The 16478-nt window shown below is 55.3% G+C and carries 15 protein-coding genes; 8 read left to right on the forward strand and 7 right to left on the reverse strand.

The window, feature by feature from the left end:
- Window positions 1-15: 15 nt before the first annotated feature.
- Window positions 16-363, reverse strand: coding sequence for a hypothetical protein (locus KF784_04515; GenBank protein ID MBX3118306.1), 348 nt, complete (start codon window positions 361-363; stop codon window positions 16-18).
- Window positions 364-412: 49 nt separating this feature from the next.
- On the opposite strand from KF784_04515, the gene KF784_04520 reads away from it, so the two are divergent.
- From KF784_04520 to KF784_04530, 3 genes are all read left to right on the forward strand, one after another.
- Window positions 413-1327, forward strand: a complete 915-nt coding sequence (locus KF784_04520) for an alpha/beta fold hydrolase (GenBank protein ID MBX3118307.1) — start codon at window positions 413-415, stop codon at window positions 1325-1327.
- A gap of 149 nt (window positions 1328-1476) precedes the next feature.
- The gene (locus KF784_04525) at window positions 1477-1989 is read left to right on the forward strand and encodes a hypothetical protein (protein ID MBX3118308.1); all 513 of its coding nucleotides are present in this window, start codon (window positions 1477-1479) and stop codon (window positions 1987-1989) included.
- 102 nt (window positions 1990-2091) lie between these two features.
- Window positions 2092-3048, forward strand: coding sequence for a nitronate monooxygenase (locus tag KF784_04530; protein MBX3118309.1), 957 nt, complete (start codon window positions 2092-2094; stop codon window positions 3046-3048).
- Here KF784_04530 and KF784_04535 read toward each other — a convergent pair.
- Complete coding sequence (locus KF784_04535) at window positions 3042-5036, reverse strand: hypothetical protein (GenBank protein MBX3118310.1); 1995 nt, start codon at window positions 5034-5036, stop codon at window positions 3042-3044. The two genes, KF784_04530 and KF784_04535, sit on opposite strands and share 7 nt — an antisense overlap.
- Window positions 5037-5151: 115 nt before the next feature.
- Window positions 5152-7089: a tRNA uridine-5-carboxymethylaminomethyl(34) synthesis enzyme MnmG gene (gene mnmG / locus KF784_04540; GenBank protein ID MBX3118311.1), complete on the reverse strand. Its 1938-nt coding sequence runs from the start codon at window positions 7087-7089 to the stop codon at window positions 5152-5154.
- Between the two features lie 88 nt (window positions 7090-7177).
- On the opposite strand from mnmG, the gene KF784_04545 reads away from it, so the two are divergent.
- On the forward strand, window positions 7178-7390 hold the full coding sequence (locus KF784_04545) for a hypothetical protein (GenBank protein MBX3118312.1): 213 nt from the start codon (window positions 7178-7180) through the stop codon (window positions 7388-7390).
- Window positions 7391-7392: 2 nt separating this feature from the next.
- Window positions 7393-7977: a hypothetical protein gene (locus tag KF784_04550; protein MBX3118313.1), complete on the forward strand. Its 585-nt coding sequence runs from the start codon at window positions 7393-7395 to the stop codon at window positions 7975-7977.
- Window positions 7978-8054: 77 nt separating this feature from the next.
- On the opposite strand, the gene KF784_04555 is transcribed toward KF784_04550, so the two are convergent.
- The gene (locus KF784_04555) at window positions 8055-9704 is read right to left on the reverse strand and encodes a ribonuclease J (GenBank protein ID MBX3118314.1); all 1650 of its coding nucleotides are present in this window, start codon (window positions 9702-9704) and stop codon (window positions 8055-8057) included.
- Between the two features lie 31 nt (window positions 9705-9735).
- A complete protein-coding gene (locus tag KF784_04560) occupies window positions 9736-10563 on the reverse strand; it encodes a hypothetical protein (protein ID MBX3118315.1) in 828 nt (275 codons plus the stop codon).
- Window positions 10564-10619: 56 nt separating this feature from the next.
- On the opposite strand from KF784_04560, the gene KF784_04565 reads away from it, so the two are divergent.
- The 3 genes from KF784_04565 to KF784_04575 all read left to right on the forward strand — a co-directional run bounded on the left by KF784_04565 (window position 10620) and on the right by KF784_04575 (window position 14488).
- Window positions 10620-11555: a hypothetical protein gene (locus tag KF784_04565; protein ID MBX3118316.1), complete on the forward strand. Its 936-nt coding sequence runs from the start codon at window positions 10620-10622 to the stop codon at window positions 11553-11555.
- Between the two features lie 28 nt (window positions 11556-11583).
- Complete coding sequence (locus tag KF784_04570) at window positions 11584-13101, forward strand: YifB family Mg chelatase-like AAA ATPase (protein MBX3118317.1); 1518 nt, start codon at window positions 11584-11586, stop codon at window positions 13099-13101.
- Between the two features lie 214 nt (window positions 13102-13315).
- Window positions 13316-14488: a PLP-dependent transferase gene (locus KF784_04575; protein MBX3118318.1), complete on the forward strand. Its 1173-nt coding sequence runs from the start codon at window positions 13316-13318 to the stop codon at window positions 14486-14488.
- A 35-nt stretch (window positions 14489-14523) separates the two neighbouring features.
- Here KF784_04575 and KF784_04580 read toward each other — a convergent pair whose 3' ends face one another.
- The gene (locus KF784_04580) at window positions 14524-14952 is read right to left on the reverse strand and encodes an acyl-CoA thioesterase (protein ID MBX3118319.1); all 429 of its coding nucleotides are present in this window, start codon (window positions 14950-14952) and stop codon (window positions 14524-14526) included.
- Window positions 14953-15055: 103 nt separating this feature from the next.
- Entirely contained in the window at window positions 15056-16429 is a 1374-nt protein-coding gene (locus KF784_04585; protein MBX3118320.1) for an erythromycin esterase family protein, read from the reverse strand.
- Window positions 16430-16478: the final 49 nt, after the last annotated feature.

Genomic DNA, 16478 nt, shown 5'->3' on the forward strand with positions numbered 1-16478 from the left:
ATTCGTAGGTGAGGCTTAGTCGTCCACCCGCGAGAAGTATATCACGGTGATCAGATCGTTCGGGGTGACGAAATCGCCGTAGATGCGCGAAAGAAGCTCAATCACATCCTCTTGCGAGCGCAGTTCAGGGCTCTCGCGTTCGATGTCGCGAGGGGAGAGCTCAGAGATTCGCTTGACTTCGACGCGGTCTAAGATCGCCGAGAACAGCTTCTGTCGTCGGCCAAAGCGAGGCCCGACGGTGACCCACACGATCATGCCCGCCTGGTACTTGTCCGACTTGTCTCCACGCCGGATCGTGACCGTCTTGCGGTTGTTCTGAAGCACATCTCCGTAGAGGTCCGAATAAAAGTTGAGTGCAAACATCCCGTTTTTGTAGTACCAAACTTACCTGACGCCACCCAGACCGCATAAGATGCGTAAGGATAACGGATTAACGATGGTTTGGATTCTTGGCATCCTCGGCTTCTACTTGCTCGTGCTTCTCGCAATCAGTTGGATCAGCGTGCACCCCTTTCGCACGCCTGTCTATTTTGGGCCGGGATCGCTCGGCGTTCCGCAAGAGGATGTTTTCTTTACGACTTCGGACGGCATCACGCTCAAAGGGTGGTGGAGCGAGCCCGACAATCCGGTAGCGATTGTCATCCTCTCGCACGGTTACATCATGAACCGTTCCGAGCTGTCGCCATTGGCCATCCAACTCTTCAATCAGGGCTGTGCATGCCTCACTTACGATTTTCGAGGGCATGGGCGCAGCGGAAAAGGCTTGTGCGGATGTGGCGTTTACGAAGTTGAAGATGTGCGCTCGGCTGTAGAGTTCGCAAAGTCAAAGCATCCTGATCTGCCGGTTGTGCTCATCGGCAGCAGCATGGGGGCGGTGGCTTCGGCGCTTGCCGTAGCCAAGTATCCGCACCTGTCGTCGATCGTCGTCCTCGATTCGGCATATTCTCGCTTGCCGTCGGCAATCTTGGGTTGGTGGAGGTTCGTCGGCGGGAGATTCCTGCAAACCCTTCTCGCTCCGACCGTGTTTCTCCCGAGCCTGTTTATTCGCGTGAACCCATTCAAAGTCGATGTTGCCCAAGCCATAAAAGACGCCAGCCATGCCGAGTTCCTGCTGCTTCACGGCGACCGCGACACGCTTGCTCTACCCGGAGAAGCCGTTCGAAACAAGGAGGCGGCACCAGATCGTTGTCGGTTGGTGTGGCTTCCGGGATGTGGACACTCCGAAGGTCGATGGGAGCATCCGACCCTGTATGAAAGCTCGTTAAGTTGCTTTTTACTTGACAATGATGTCCAGATTCGGCACAATCACCGAGTCGGAGTCGAATGAACGACCACAGCGCAGACGTCCTAGGGGTTGAAACTCAGACAACAAACTGGAGTTCAAACAACTAAGATGCGAAAATCTGAGATGCAAATGGCACAGGGTCGTGCCTGTTCAGAAACCACTGCCGGTTTCGCTCAGTCAAGGAAAGACGCATGACAAAACTGGCATTTGAAGCCTGGCAGTTAGAACAACTTGCCCACTTAGCCGTGAGCGATCCGGCCCGGGTTGAGCGGGCGCTCGCTGCTGTGTGGGAAGCCCAGCCCGATCTCCTTCGAGACGTAGTTTTGTGGGCCGTGGATCGGCGTGAAATCGACCACGAGCGCGCCTGCGAAATTCTCAACATCGACGCTGCCGAACTTGAAAAGCGGCTCGAATCTCTCCGCTCCTCGACGAAGACTTGGGAACAGTACATCGAAATCGAGGCCGAGAGTGGAACTGCGCGAATGAGCGACAACCATGTTCCGGTTTGGGAAGTCATTCTGGAATACCGAAAGGTCGGCTCGGTAGGCGATCTTTGCGAGACATTCCCTTCGCTCTCCAAGGGCGCTCTCGCCGCAGCTCTTCGATATGCTGAAACTCACCCCAAGGAGATTCAAGACAAGATCGCAGCATATGAGAGCTATGTCACTCGACGTCAAGCTGTGATTCGCTCGGAAGCTTCGTAGGCTTCTCGCCCGAATCTTCACCCTATACAATTGAAGTTTTGATGCGCTCGCACGGGTGCTTCGTCGGCTTAGCGATATAGACTAGAATCCCCGACGAGCGCTATGAAACTTCCTAAGATCCCGATCTGGTCGGCACCGACGGCTTCAATCGCAGGCCCTGAACTTTGCACCGCCATCACGCAAGCAGGTGGCATGGGCGCGATGGGCCTTACATGGACGGAGCCGGAAACCGCTGGCGAGTGGGTTCGGTATGTTCGCGAGCGAACTCAGGGTCCCTTTTTTAGCAATTTTGCCCTTCACTTCCCTCCCGATGCCCTCACGGCAGTTTTGGAAGCGGGATGTCCCTACATCAGCTTTTCTTGGGGCGACCCTTTACCGCACATTCAGGCTGTTCGCGATGCCGGTGCGGGTTTTGGGGTGCAGGTCGTTTCTGTGTCAGGAGCTCAACGCGCGCTTAAGATTGGCGCCGATTTCATCATCTGCCAAGGCATCGAAGCCGGAGGGCACGTCCAGTCCACATCCTCCCTTCATGAGCTTCTTCCCAGAGTCGTTGAGATTGCAGGAGATACGCCCGTCATCGCAGCGGGAGGGATCGGCGATGCGAAGGCGATTCACAACGTTCTGGAACTGGGCGCAACGGGAGCGATGCTTGGGACTCGATTCGTCGCGACCCAGGAATCGCGAGCCCACGACCAATACAAGCAACTGCTCGTGGACAAGTCAGAGACCGCCTTGACCGTTTGCTTCGAAGATGGATGGCCCTATTCCGCCTCCCGCGTCATCCGCAACTCCACTTTAGAAGAATGGGAATCGGTCGGCTCACCCGCTATCGGAGAGCGGCCCCATGAAGGGGAGATTACGGGGACTACGGCTTCTGGTTATGAAATCCCTCGCTACAGCATGGTTGCCCCTCAGCAGGGAGCGACCGGCAACATCGAGGCGATGTGCCTTTATGCGGGCACCAGCATCAAAGCCATTCATGACCTGCCCAAAGCGGGCGACTTGGTGGGCAGTCTGTGGCGAGAAGTTGAGATGTTGAGATCGACCCAGGCTCACTGAGTCTGAAGCGTTGCTTCTTTGCAGGCGTAAGTGCTGAGCGGTTCGAGATAGCACTGAGCTGTGTTTACCGTATCTCTGAACCACTTGCCATCTGGTGAGGCGAGCGGGAACCACCAAGCGCTTGGTCTCTGGGCCGCATTGCGCAGTCCGCGCGAAGCCATGATCGCGTTTGTGACCATGCGCATGCGCTTGATTTCCGCTTCAAGTTCAATGCCTCTTCGGCGTTCGTGCAATCCGATGACTTCTGGCTGCGCGCTCATCTCTTTTTGGGCTCGGATGGAGTCGGCTATCTTTCGTCGAAGCTCGGCTTGTCTCACTCCGATCTCGCGAATGTGCTTTTCGTGGGCGGCACGTTCTTTTAGCGCCTTGGCGGTGGGTTCTTTCTCGAAGATGTGCGCTCGGAAGTGATCGCCCTTGGCCTGTTCGGCAGTCTGCCGCTCGTCACGCACTTTCTTTTGCGCCTCGTAAAGCTTGCCGCGCTCGGCTTTGTGCTCCCGAATCCGTTCGGCAAATTGCTCAAGCTTTTCGTTGAGGTCGGCATACTCCTTGGCGAGGATGTTCCACGACCCGTACATGTGTCGGTCCAAGTAGTTGATCAAGTCGACAGGCCGCCGTAGCGTGCCAAGAGTCTCCAGGAGTTTGTCCTGCTCTGCACCCACCTCTTTCCAGCGTCCTGCAAAGCTTGGCGCGCAGAGTTCCTCCGTTCCAAACGGCTTTTGCAAGGGTGGAGGCAAACGGAACCACATCTTGCCGTTTGACAAAGCATCCCAGATTGAGAACTTGACGCGGAGGATAGGATTCAAGTCCAGGCCAATGCCGCGGTCATTCAGGGCTACGTGAAACTTGCGGGTGTACTTCACATAGCTGCTCGCGCCCTCGTGAAACACAAAAACGAACTCTCGAGCCAGCAATCCGATGAGCGTGATGGCCTTGCCAATGAGGGTGCAATCGGTACCGAACTTCTTCTCGACCACCTGTGCAAGTTCGCAGACACTCGTGACCGGTTGCCGCAGGCTAATGAATTGCGGTTTGGGCGTCATGATCACGATGCCTTTGTTGCCTACTCTGATGGTGCCGCGGCCCTTGCCGGGGATGACGAGGTCGAACGGAATTGCGCCGGTTCCGAAGCGGTCGAGTGTGTAGATTTCGGTGCCCGCAAGTGCGTCGTTATAGGCTTCGACGGTCTGCTGGCGCGTCTCTGGGTCGAGAAACTTGCCGAGCAGTTCAAACCGTGGGGCATCGCAGGTTTTGAGGTTGAACTGCAAGAGTTTGCGCGTTGTCGTGGATTCGATATCGACATGTTCTCCGGCGGCAAAATCGTACAAATCGCCGAGCATGCTCTCATAAAAATCGCTGAGGCTGCCGTTCGGCACGCTCTCGACGTGGTCGCAGTACAGAGTCTTGAGCTTGTCGGCCTGACGCTCCGCCACTTTGCCATCGCTCTCTGAAAGGCAATCGAGTGTCGTATCGATAGCCCAGTGGAACGTCGACTGCAGTTCTGGCCAGACTTCGCTCAACGGCACTTCTGCGGCGATGGGCGGGTCGTCTTCTAGCGACACGACACCACGCCACCCCCACGCCTCCGTGGCAACGTCGAGCGCTTGCGGGCGTGTACTTTGAATGCGGTTAAGGCGAAGGCCAGCATTGACGAGGTCCTGCTTGGTCGCCATCGTCTCGGAGCCAAAGAGGGCCGAGAACTCGGCTGCGGCGCTCCAGAGGCCCTTGGTACTTGTGTCGTTGTGAGGGAATGCTTTGAATTTGCCTCGTCCCCGGGCGCTACCCGAAGGGAGCTTGGCGAAGTAGTCGGTGTCGTGGACACCGGCGATGAGTTTGCGTCCTGTACCCAGCTTTTGAGCGGCGAGAGCCACCCCCGCTTTCATCGGTTCGTCCCAAAGGACGGTCTGCCCAAGGGCCAACAACGGCACTCCGGGCGCGATCTCATCGAGCCTGGCTAATATCCTCTCCAGCGGTTCGGTACAACACCCCATGCATATCCCGCGCGTTCATTGAACTATACGTCAAATGCGTGGAAGCCGTGTCAGGTTCCCTGGGACTTGGCACATTTACGAGAAAGAAGAACTGTGAGATGCGCCGACAGTGAAGCTAAGCGCTCACTGGTTCTTGCTTCTTGCCCGATCGACCTCGCAGGAATCCGATCAGCAGTGCGATATCGCTCGGGCGAACACCCGGCACACGCGAAGCCTGGCCGATGGTGAGCGGCTTCACTCTTGACAGCTTATCGATAGTCTCAAAGCTCAATCCCTTGAGGCTTTGGTAATCAAACGCGGCGGGGATTTTGAGAGATTCCAGGCGTTGCGACTGGTCGGCCACCCTCTGTTGCTGTTGGAGATAGCCGTCGTACTTTGCCGCAAGCTCCACCTGTTCGCGGACTTCCCGATTGAGATCGGGGTGATCGGAAAGGCCGACTGGAACGACTTCAAGGCCCGCCAATTCAGCCATCGTTTCCGCTTCCAAAAGCGTGAAACCTGGGCGCTTCATCAGTTCAAACAGGCTGGCGCGGTTTGTGATAGGGGAATGCCCTCGCTCTTCAATGAGTTCTTGGTGGCGGTTGGTCGTGAAGTAAGTGGTTTGCAAGGCTTCAAGACCCTTCTCGATGGACTCTTGCTTGATGTTAAACCGGGTCCAGCGCTCATCGGAACACAGGCCAATCTCCTTAGAGATGGGCGTGAGCCGCTGGTCGGCATTGTCGTGCCGGAGCAAGAGGCGATGCTCGGCCCGGGCCGTGAGCATCCGGTAGGGATCTTCCACACCCTTGGTCACCAAGTCATCGATCATCACCCCGATAAAGCTATTGCCCCGGTCGAAAATGACTGGCTCCTCTTCGACCGCAAACCTTGCGGCATTGATGCCCGCGACGATGCCCTGCCCAGCCGCTTCTTCATAACCGCTGGTGCCGTTGAGTTGCCCCGCCAAGTACAGGCCATCGACCAATTTGGACATCAGCGTCGGATAGAGCTGGAGCGGGTCCGCCATGTCGTACTCCACCGCATAGCCATAACGAATGATCTCGACCTTCTCCATGCCTGGGATCGTACGCAGGGCGGCAAGCTGAGTCTCGGCGGGGAGGCTGGTTGAGAAACCCTGCACGTAGACCGACTCCCCATCCCAGTCCTCAATCTCCAAGAAAATCGGATGGCTGTCCTTGTCGGCAAAGCGGACGATCTTATCTTCGATACTCGGACAGTACCGGGGGCCAACGCCCTCAATCTGCCCCGAAAACATCGCACTTTCGTGGAGTCGGCTTTGCAAGAAATCGTGGGTTGCTTGATTTGTTCGGGTTTGGTGGCAGCCAAAGAGCGTGCGCTTCGGCTTTGGTTTGCCGTGAAGGAAGCTGAGAGCACCCGCTTCGGGCTCGCTCTCCATCACTTCCAACCCTTCAACATTCAGCGAGCTGAACTTCACTCGTGGCGTGGTCCCCGTTTTGAACCGGCGTAGGTTCACGCCGATGTCCTTCAAGAACGCCGAAAGCCCAAAAACAGCCTGGTCGCCATGCCGCGCCGCGACCGTCTTTTCGGCCCCCATATGGCAAAGACCGTTCAAAAACGTACCTGTAGTGAGCACTATAGAGCGGCATTCGACATCAATGAACTCTTCCGACCCAACAAGCTTGATTCTCAACCCCGTGACCTTGCCATTCTCCGAGAGCACAGTCTCAGCGATGGCCTCAATCAGTGTCAGATTGGGTTGATTGCTCAGGACCTCCTGCATAAAAAGCGGATAGTCGTTCTTGCAAACGTGGGCGCGGACGGTCTGCACGGCTGGCCCTTTGCCTGTCCCGACTCGACGAATATGGGTTAGGGTGTGGTCAGTGGCGATGCCCATCTGCCCGCCCAGAGCGTCCACTTCTCGGGCGATATGCCCCTTTGCTGGACCACCGATGCTGCAATTGCACGGTAGGTGCCCGATGCGGTCGATCCGGAGGGTGACGCATGCTGTGTTGCGGCCCATGCGCGCTGAGGCTAGAGCCGCCTCGATGCCCGCATGTCCTGCCCCCACCACAATCACGTCGAACTTGTTCATCCGTTAGAGGAAAGTGTACCGGCGAACCTGGCTCACTCTTGGGCCGCTGATAGACATGAGTCGGCTATAATTACAGCAGGACAAACACATGCACCCTCGTCAAGTTGCACCGAAGGCTTTGGAGACTCTCCAAGAACAGTCCTACGAGCAAGCCCTCGCTGAGTCGCTTGAGATGATGCGATATCTTCATGCGGCGAATTGGGATTGCATCCGACGTAGCAATCCGCAGGCCTCACCAGAGGAACTCAAGCAAATGTATTTCAAAGCATTTGTGACCAACCAACGACATCCGGTTCGCTAAAGATGATATTCCCAACACCGGGTGAGCTACTTGCCGATGTCGTTCGACGGCTTGATGGGGCTGGGATTGACTACTTTGTGGGGGGTTCGTTTGCTGCTATCATGTACGGCCTACGGCGTACGACTCGCGACATCGATATGGTTTTTGCTGCCCGTGCCAATACACTCTCGAAGCTCATTCAGGCCTTTTCTGGCGATTATTATGTGGATGAAGTGGCATTCGAAAGAGCGATCAAAGAGCGTGACTGTTTTAACCTAATTCACGAAGGGAGCGGCTTCCAGTTTGATGTCTTTTTTCCTCCGGAATCGAGTTTTCTGGACATGCAGTTTGAGCGCCGGATCAAGATTGCAATTCCGCTGACAGATCCGCCTGTTCAGGGGTACTTCGCCAGCCCTGAAGATACTTTGCTAGCTAAGCTATATTGGTACCGGATTTCAGGTGGTGGATCAAAAGTCCAGTGGGAGGATGCTCTTGCCATTTGTGCGGTACAGACTTCCCGACTTGACAAGGGTTATCTTCAAAGAACAGCAGCTGAGTTAGGGTTGTCCGATCTACTTGTTCGCGTCCTGCAAGAATCTAGAGAATAATTTTGATGCCGTGTAAGGGGTGGATGGCTCGCCGCTTAACAGAGAGGTATAGCGGGAGTACACCGCCATGCTTTACTTCAAACCTCAATCACATTCGGCACGATAAGCGGGCGCATCCCGGTCTGTTTTTGAATAAATTTGCGCAAAAGGTCGGCAATGTCATGTCGCAGCTTGTCCACGTTCTTTAAATCGGACTTGTTCAACGCCGAAAGAGCATCCCAAACCAGATCGGACGCGCTATCCAGAGCTCCCTCAGGACCATGGAAGCCCCTCGCCTGCACGAGCGGATCGCCCACGACTTCTCCAGCTTCAGGATCGACGGCGATTGTGACTGTAATTAAGCCTTCGCGGGAGAGGTTATGCCGGTCGCGGAGGATATCGTCGCTGACCCCCGGAGTTCCGCTGCAATCGACCAGCACACGCCCACACGCAACACGTTCGTCAAGGAAAGCGTCGTTGTCGCTAAGGACCAGAGGCACGCCATCGACCATCGTGAACAGCCGATGCTCAGGATGGCCCATGTCTTTGGCAATCTGCAAATAGAGGTGTTGGTGCCGGGGCTCACCGTGAACAGGGGCCAAGTAGAAGGGCCGCGTCAGGTTGATCATCATCTTCAGCTCTTCTTGATAGGCATGCCCGCTGACGTGAACTGGGGCGGGATAAGTGTCGTAGACAACTTTGGCCCCGAGCCGGAACAGCCGGTTCACCGTTCGCCAAATTGCGGCTTCGTTTCCGGGGATCGGGCGCGCCGAGTAGATGATCGTGTCACCCTCCATAATCCGAAGCCTGCCGTACTCTTGTTTCGACATCTGGACCAGCGCCGAAAGGGGCTCACCCTGGCTGCCGGTTGTGAGGATCGCCAGTTGATCTGCCGGATAGTCGCGAATCTGGTCGAGCTTGATGCGGGTGCCTTTGGGGATGTTGATATAGCCTAACTTCGAACACGTGTCGAGGTTATTCTCCATCCGGCGGCCTACAGCCGCGACTTTGCGTCCAGTTTCTGCGGCGACCTCGAAGACCTGCTGCATTCGGTGGATATTGCTGGCAAAAGTGGTGAGAAGAACTCGTCCCTCTGCCTTTTCGAACACCTTTCTCAACCCTTCGGAAACGATGCTTTCCGACGGGCCCCAACCCGGACGATCCACGTTTGTGCTGTCGCTCAGAAGGAGGACAACGCCCTCCTCGCCAAGCTGTCCAAAGCGGGTGATATTGGAAAGTTTGCCGTCGACGGGGCTGAAGTCGAACTTGAAATCGCCCGTCATGAGGATGATCCCGTGCTTGGTGCGGATCGCAAAGGAGCTATTTTCAGGGATGGAGTGGGTAACGCGGATAGGCTCAACGCTCATCGAACCGGCCTCGATCACGTCGCCATGGGCAAAGTTGCGGAGCATAAGCCCCTTCAGGCCGACCTTCTCATCCAGCTTCGAATGGATCATCGCCATCGTAAAGTCAGAGCCGTAGACGGGAACGTTGATCTCGCGCAGCAGGTAGGGCAGCGAACCCACGTGGTCTTCGTGGGCATGGGTGAGGAAGATTCCTCGAATCTTGTCTTTGTTTTCGATCAGATACGTGAAATCGGGGATGACGATGTCGATGCCGGGCATCTCTTCGTTGGGGAATGCAAGTCCGCAGTCGACCACGATAATGTCGTCGTCTTGCCGGATCACGGTGCAGTTTTTGCCGATCTCGCCCACGCCACCGAGGGCGATCACTTCAACTTTGCTCATTTATGGGAAACAGGGTACCTGTTTGAAGGTTCTACTCCTTGGACCAGTCGGTGATGTGTAGGCCATAGTGCAGGCTTATGTCGTCCTTCGTGTCTGGCTCAAAGTTGGTCAGCGTCCATCGGAGAACCTTCCCATCCCATGCGGGCTTTTGACGAGTGTTGTAAAGCATGGCTCCTTTGCCGTATCTGGTGAAGTTGATTTCTGCACCTTCTTTGAGCTTCGGCCAGGGCTTGAGGTTGACCCCGTGCTTCAGATGTGAGCTTGCGAAGGTCACCATGACATCACAACCCTCAATCTTGCCTCGCCAGCTCGCGCCGGTGTGGAGCGTGTAATCGAGTCTATAAACGTAGTCGCTTTGGTGCTCAGTCAGTTTGAACATATGAGGGGAGATCGCGAAGATGCTGGGTGTGTATTGATAGCGAACAACCACCGTACGCGTTTGGCCCTTCTTGAATTCGACGTGTTTCACGTGCCAAGTGAGGTCAACGTCTTTCTTGTCCCGCATGAGGAAGGCCTCAACTTCTTCGCCGTCAACCCATGTCTTGAACCACTGGAAAGCGCTCCTTGCTGCAACAGACTCGGGATGCTCCACGTTGTAGTACTTCTCCATTCCGTAGTCCGGGAAGCCCATCGGCACTCGGCAAGCCTCTCCGTGATTCTTGAACGTGAAAGTGACTTTAACGTCGACATATTTCGGCCCGCAGTAGATCTTCACCGTCTCCCGAACCATCTGGACGGTGCTGTGCTCAACGTTCATGAGTTGAGCGGTACCGCCGTAGGCGATATAGCCATCGTCGGCATAGCTTGAGGCTCCCAAAACAGCGGCAAGAATGACAAACGCGCGGCGGCTTGTGTGCATCAATTGTTGTATGTAGCGAATGATCGCTTCCTTCTATTCGACTATACAATGTGGATGTGCAAAGAGTTGCGCGGAAGTTGGCTCTGTTTGCGGTATTTGTCGGGTTGCCCGTAAGCGCGTTTGCGAACGGCGATATGGGCCTTGCCTATCAGATGTTCGACTACCGCTATTGGTTCGCTTATGTGGCCTTTGCGGTGATCTTTGAGGCTTGGTTTATGGGCATTCGAACAGGGGTGCCATTGTACAAAGCGGGCCTGATCTCCCTTTTGGCGAACTTTGTGAGCGCGACTTTACCCATGTGCTTCTGTGTGGTCTTTCTTCACAGCGCTTTTGTTGGCACTCAGCTTAATCCGAATCCGCTTATGAACGCAGTTGCCCTACTCTTTGGGTTTGGAGTCCTCTCGGCTTTGATTGAGGGCGCAGTGTGGCAAGTTGCGGCTAAGCGCTACTTTGAGTTTTCAAGCAAGAAAATCTTTTTGCGAATGCTTCAGGCACAGATGGTCGTCGCGGCGGTGGGCTTGATTATCTTCTTGATTCCCGAGCGCCCATATTTGGGGTTGCAAAGCATGACCTATTACAAGCGTAAGATACACATCGAATACTGCTTGAAGGATTTCGTGGCATCAATGGATGAGAATCACCGACTGCCCACTGTGAAGTCAGCTGAAGACCTCTTGAGAAGGTTTCCTGCGCCAGATGAAGAATGGTACGCGGAAGATCAGTGGGTATGCGCCTACCTCCCTGATTACACACGCTTCTCGTTCGGCCAGAACCGCAAAATCAGTTTTGAGCTAAACCCAACGGTTTCGGGATTTAATTACGACAAGCTCTTTGATGATGACACCCAGGAGATCTGGATTTTGCGAATAAGGAATCCACAGTCGGGCAATTGCGCGGGCTTTGTTCTGAATCCTAACACGAGTTTCGGAGGCAATCACACAACCGATCCGAAGCGTTTGGGCTACGAAGAGCCGACAAAAACGCAGAAATGAGTCTGTCGATTATGCAATTCTATTCAGCATGATCGCGCAGGCAAATGCGGCAACCCTGGTGGGCATCGAAGCCCTGCCGATCGTGGTGGAAGTGGACCTTCGCCCGCCTGCCCAATCCCCCGAATTCATCCTCGTCGGCCTGCCGGATAAGGCGGTGGAGGAGAGCAAAGTCCGCGTTCGGAGCGCGATTCGCAACAGCGAACTGCTCGGGACGAACATGACTATCGTCTGCAACCTTGCTCCCGGTGACCTCCGCAAAGAGGGGCCATCGCTGGACCTTCCTATCGCCATTGCCGTCCTTGCGGGGATGAACCAAGTCCCTGCGACTGAGCTTGAAGAGACGATTTTCATCGGAGAATTGGGGCTTGACGGGATGCTGCGGAGCGTGGACGGGGCCGTGAGCGTTGCCCTGATGGCGGCAGAGAAGGGCTTTAAGAGGCTTATCCTGCCTCGGATCAATGCCGATGAGGCAGCTATTGCGCCGGGCTTAGATGTTTACGGCGTGGAGAACCTTCTGGATGTGGTCTCTTTGCTGAACGGTGCGCCACAATTTGAGCCGGTCCGCTTTCAGATGACGCCGGAGATCATGAACCCCGAATACGGGATCGACTTCTCGGATGTGAAGGGGCAGAAGCAGGCGATTCGGGCTTTGGAGATCGTGGCGGCGGGCGGGCACAACATTTTGATGGTTGGGCCGCCGGGCTCGGGCAAGACAATGCTTGCACGCAGGCTGCCAACAATCCTCCCCCAACTCAGCATTGAAGAGAGTATCGAGGTCACTCGGATTTATAGTTCGGCGGGGGCTAAGGGCGGGAAGCAGGGGCTGATTTTTGAGCGTCCGTTTCGGTCGCCCCACCATTCCGCCAGCTATGCGTCGATTGTTGGGGGCGGGAAGGTGCCGAAGCCGGGAGAAGTTACGCTATCTCACAAGGGCGTTCTTTTTATGGACGAGATGCCCGAGTTTGATCGGGGGGTTTTGGAGGCTTTGCGGCAGCCGTTGGAGGATTCCGAGGTGACGGTTAGCCGCGTTCAGGCGACAATGACCTTCCCTGCTGAATGTATTCTCGTTGGAGCGATGAACCCCTGCCCTTGTGGGTTTAAGGGATACCCGGAAGAAAAATGCATCTCTTCACCCGCGACATGCGGACGCTATGCGGGGAGGATCAGCGGGCCGTTGATGGACCGGATCGACCTGCATGTGGATGTCCCACGCCTCAAGCCTGACGAACTGCTGGGGATGCTGCCTGGCGAAGGCAGTGCAGCGATTCGGGATCGGGTGGCACGGGCGAGAGAGTTGCAGACAAAGCGGCTCGGCCCTGGTCGGACAAACGCCAAGATGACCCCGAAAGAGATTCGGGAGATGATCGGGCTGAGCGACGAATGCACCGAGTTCATGAAGCTGGTTTTGAGCCGGATGAACCTCTCGGCAAGGGTGTTTGACCGTGTGCTTAAGGTGTCGCGAACAATAGCGGATTTGGCGGGTTCGCAGAGTGTGGAGAAAACGTTCCTTGCTGAAGCGGTGCAGTATCGGGAGCGGGGGACGTAGCTTCGGAACGATGAAGTAGGAATGATGAAAGATGAATGATGAATGACTATTGGGTGAGCGTCTCACTTACACCACGTTCAGATTCCATCATCACGCCTAACACCCAATACCCAACAGGTCCATCCGCCCAAATGCCCGAACGCACAATGCCCGACCTGCCTAACATTCCATCTTTCTGCCGACCTGAGGATAAAAAACGCAGTACCCTTTAGGAATGCGTTTCGCCACCAAAGCCATCCGAATCGGCCAAGACCCCGACGCGGCCTACCAAGCCGCCGTCAACCCGATCTACCAGTCGTCCACGTTCGTCTGGAACAGCCTCGACGAGTCCGATATCCCACCCATCGACTACACACGCTGCGCGAACCCCAACCGCTCCATCCTTCAAGAGCTGATCGCCAGTTTGGAGAACGGCAAATACTGCACTTGTTTTGCCAGCGGTATGGCGGCGATTGCAAGCGCAATTTCGACTCTGAAACAGGGCGACAACTTCCTCATGGCGAGCGACATCTACGGCGGAACGCACCGACTGATGTACAAGCAGATGGCGCAGTACGGAATCACCACGACGGAATTCGACGCAAACGATCCGGGATCAATCGCTAGGGTGGCAAGCCCGAATACCAAGATGCTGATCTTTGAGACGCCAACGAACCCGACGCTTCGAGTGGCGGATATCGCCGCGATTGTTGCTGAAGCGAAGAAGCTTGGGATCGTCACGATTTTGGACAATACATTCGCCTCCCCCTACCTTCAGAACGGACTGGATATGGGCGTCGATATCGTCATCCACTCCACGACGAAGTACATCGCTGGGCACAGCGACATCGTTGGGGGATGTCTCATCACCAACGACCCGGTGATCGCGAACAATGTTCACGAGTATGTGAAGATCGTGGGCAATCAGCCGAGTCCGTTCGACTGTTGGCTGACCGTTCGCGGGGCCAAGACGCTTGAGTTGAGGATGCAGAAACACTGTTCCAATGCTTTGGCGATCGCGCAGCATTTGGAGAAGCATCCTAAGATCGCGAAGGTGTTTTATCCCGGACTGGAATCTGCCCCAGACCACGATATTGCCAAGAAGCAGATGCGCGGGTTTGGCGGGATGCTGAGCATTGATATCAAGGGCACGGTCGCCGATGCCAAGACCGTTGCCGAGTCAATGAAGGTATTCCTCCTTGCCGAATCGTTGGGCGGAGTGGAGTCGTTGGTGGCATATCCTCCGCTGATGTCCCACGCTGTTATGTCTGAGGCAGAGCGCCTGAAAATTGGGATCACTCCGACGATGCTGCGGCTCAGCATCGGCATTGAAGATCCAGCGGACTTGATCGAAGATTTGGATCAAGCTCTGGCGAAGATTCCTTTGCGCCAGACAGCGGCAGTCTAACTTTGGGAGTGCGCGGGTTTATCCGCACTTTTCCCCTACTTCAGCCGCTCATAACCAGCCGGATCGCGGTCAAGCATCTCCCGGATAGCGGAAGGAATGGTGACAGCTTTCCGTTCCGAGCCCATCATCACGTGCCAAGTGTGGCCCTCGGTCACGACCTTGCCGGTCGATTCATTCAGGACTTCGTATTGAAACTGGATCGCGGCGCGCTTGATCTCACCGATCCAAACCCGCACCGTTATCCAGTCGTCATATTTGACTTCGCCCTTATAGCGCACATGCGCCTCGACCACGGGCAGCATATAGCCCATGTCCTCAAGGGACTTGTAGGTGAATCCACGGTCGCGGCACCACTCGCCTCTGGCCTGTTCGAACCAGTATAAATAGTTCGCGTAATATGCATGGCCCATCTGGTCGGTTTCGCCATAGCGAACGCGGACGCGCTCCTCGGTGACGCTGTGCATGTTTTGATTTTGGAATCATTCGGGGAAAGGTGTTAGGGCGTTTAGAGAAGCCATCAGTGATCTGCTATCAGCGATCCGCATGTAGCAAACTGAGTGACGGGCGTTAACCTGGGGTTTTATCCTTCGGCCAGTAAGACTCCGGAAACATCTCACGGATGAAGAAGAACGCGTCGAAGACCCGCCACCACTCCGCCTTGGCGTCCAGATAGCCAAGAGGCCGGGCTTGGACAGTTGTCCGAAGCCAATGCGAACTCGGTAGGCTGCGCATATCTGTAAAGAGGAATTTCTCATTCGTTCTCATACAGATTTCCTCGAGGCTGTCACTTGGGGGCACGGCCAAAGCCTCTTCATTGATGCTGGGAGGGTTTGAATGGGGGAAGTTACTTCCAATTTTGCCAATGCCCGCTGTAAAGGCAATGGTATAAAGCCTTCGCCCAACTTGTTGATGGAAATACTCTCCCGCCTGGACGATGGCAAGTGGGGTTTGATAAGTCCCTGGATACTTCAAAGATTCGATCAGACGCGTTTCCCGGGCTAGGTGGGCTGTCGCGCACCAAATGATCATTTTCCTACCTCGATACCTTTCGTTCACGAGAAATGAGAGGTTGGTCGCCATTTGCTTGTCGCGCTGGATATTCCAGCGAGTAAGCCACTCGCCGGGTACGTTTTTTCTGGCTTGGCTCCAGCAATAATCGGATTCCTCGCTGACGAGTAAGGAACTCAGAACCGCTCGGGCAAGATCGACATCGCGCTTTCCGTGGACCTTTTCGAGAGTCTCTCGATGGGAGTCAATCCGGTCAAAAAGGTCCAGTAAGAACTTCCGCTGCATCACGCGTTCGGGCTCGTCAATCGTCGGTGTGTTTTGTTGCCAAAAGCGAATGACCCTCTTGAGCACTTCATCCAGCTTTGCTTTTTCCTGATCCGAAAGCAGCAACTCGGGCACGGGATCAAGCAATCCCTTGATGAATCGGGAAAGGTAAACCGCCCCATTTGGAGGTCGTTGCCCATCGTCGAACCCGCTCATCTCAAGCGGATTTGAGGTCTTCCAAGTCGAACGAGCGTAGGCGAAAGCATCGTGTACGTACTGGCTCGTCGCCCATCCGCCCCTCATGAGGATGCCTTTAGCGTCATAAAGCGGGATGTCGCCGCGAAGAGCGGTATTCATATACTCGCAGTCGTACATGCCTGCTTCCCAAACGAGCACATCAAAGCCCATCTTCTGATGCAGGAAGCGAATCATCCGGCACTTCGCCTGCGACGTTGCGCCGTCGCTATGGCTGTTTTCGCCAAGCACGACGATATCGGAGTTGCCGATCTTGTCGATTAACGGCATGAGATCGCTGTAGTCTTCGTCTTGTGGGTCGATAGAGCGCACCACTGTTGAGGCGGCCATGAGCGATTCGACGCGGTTTGATTGAGGCGCAGGCGCTGTGTTTAGCAAGGTCCCCAGAATGGCGAACGCGGTGATTTGAATCATGCTCCCATCATTGAATGAAGGACAGTCGCAAATATAGAACGTGAATGTC

Source organism: Fimbriimonadaceae bacterium, from assembly GCA_019638775.1.
In the GTDB taxonomy this organism is placed as follows: Bacteria; Armatimonadota; Fimbriimonadia; order Fimbriimonadales; family Fimbriimonadaceae; genus JAHBTD01.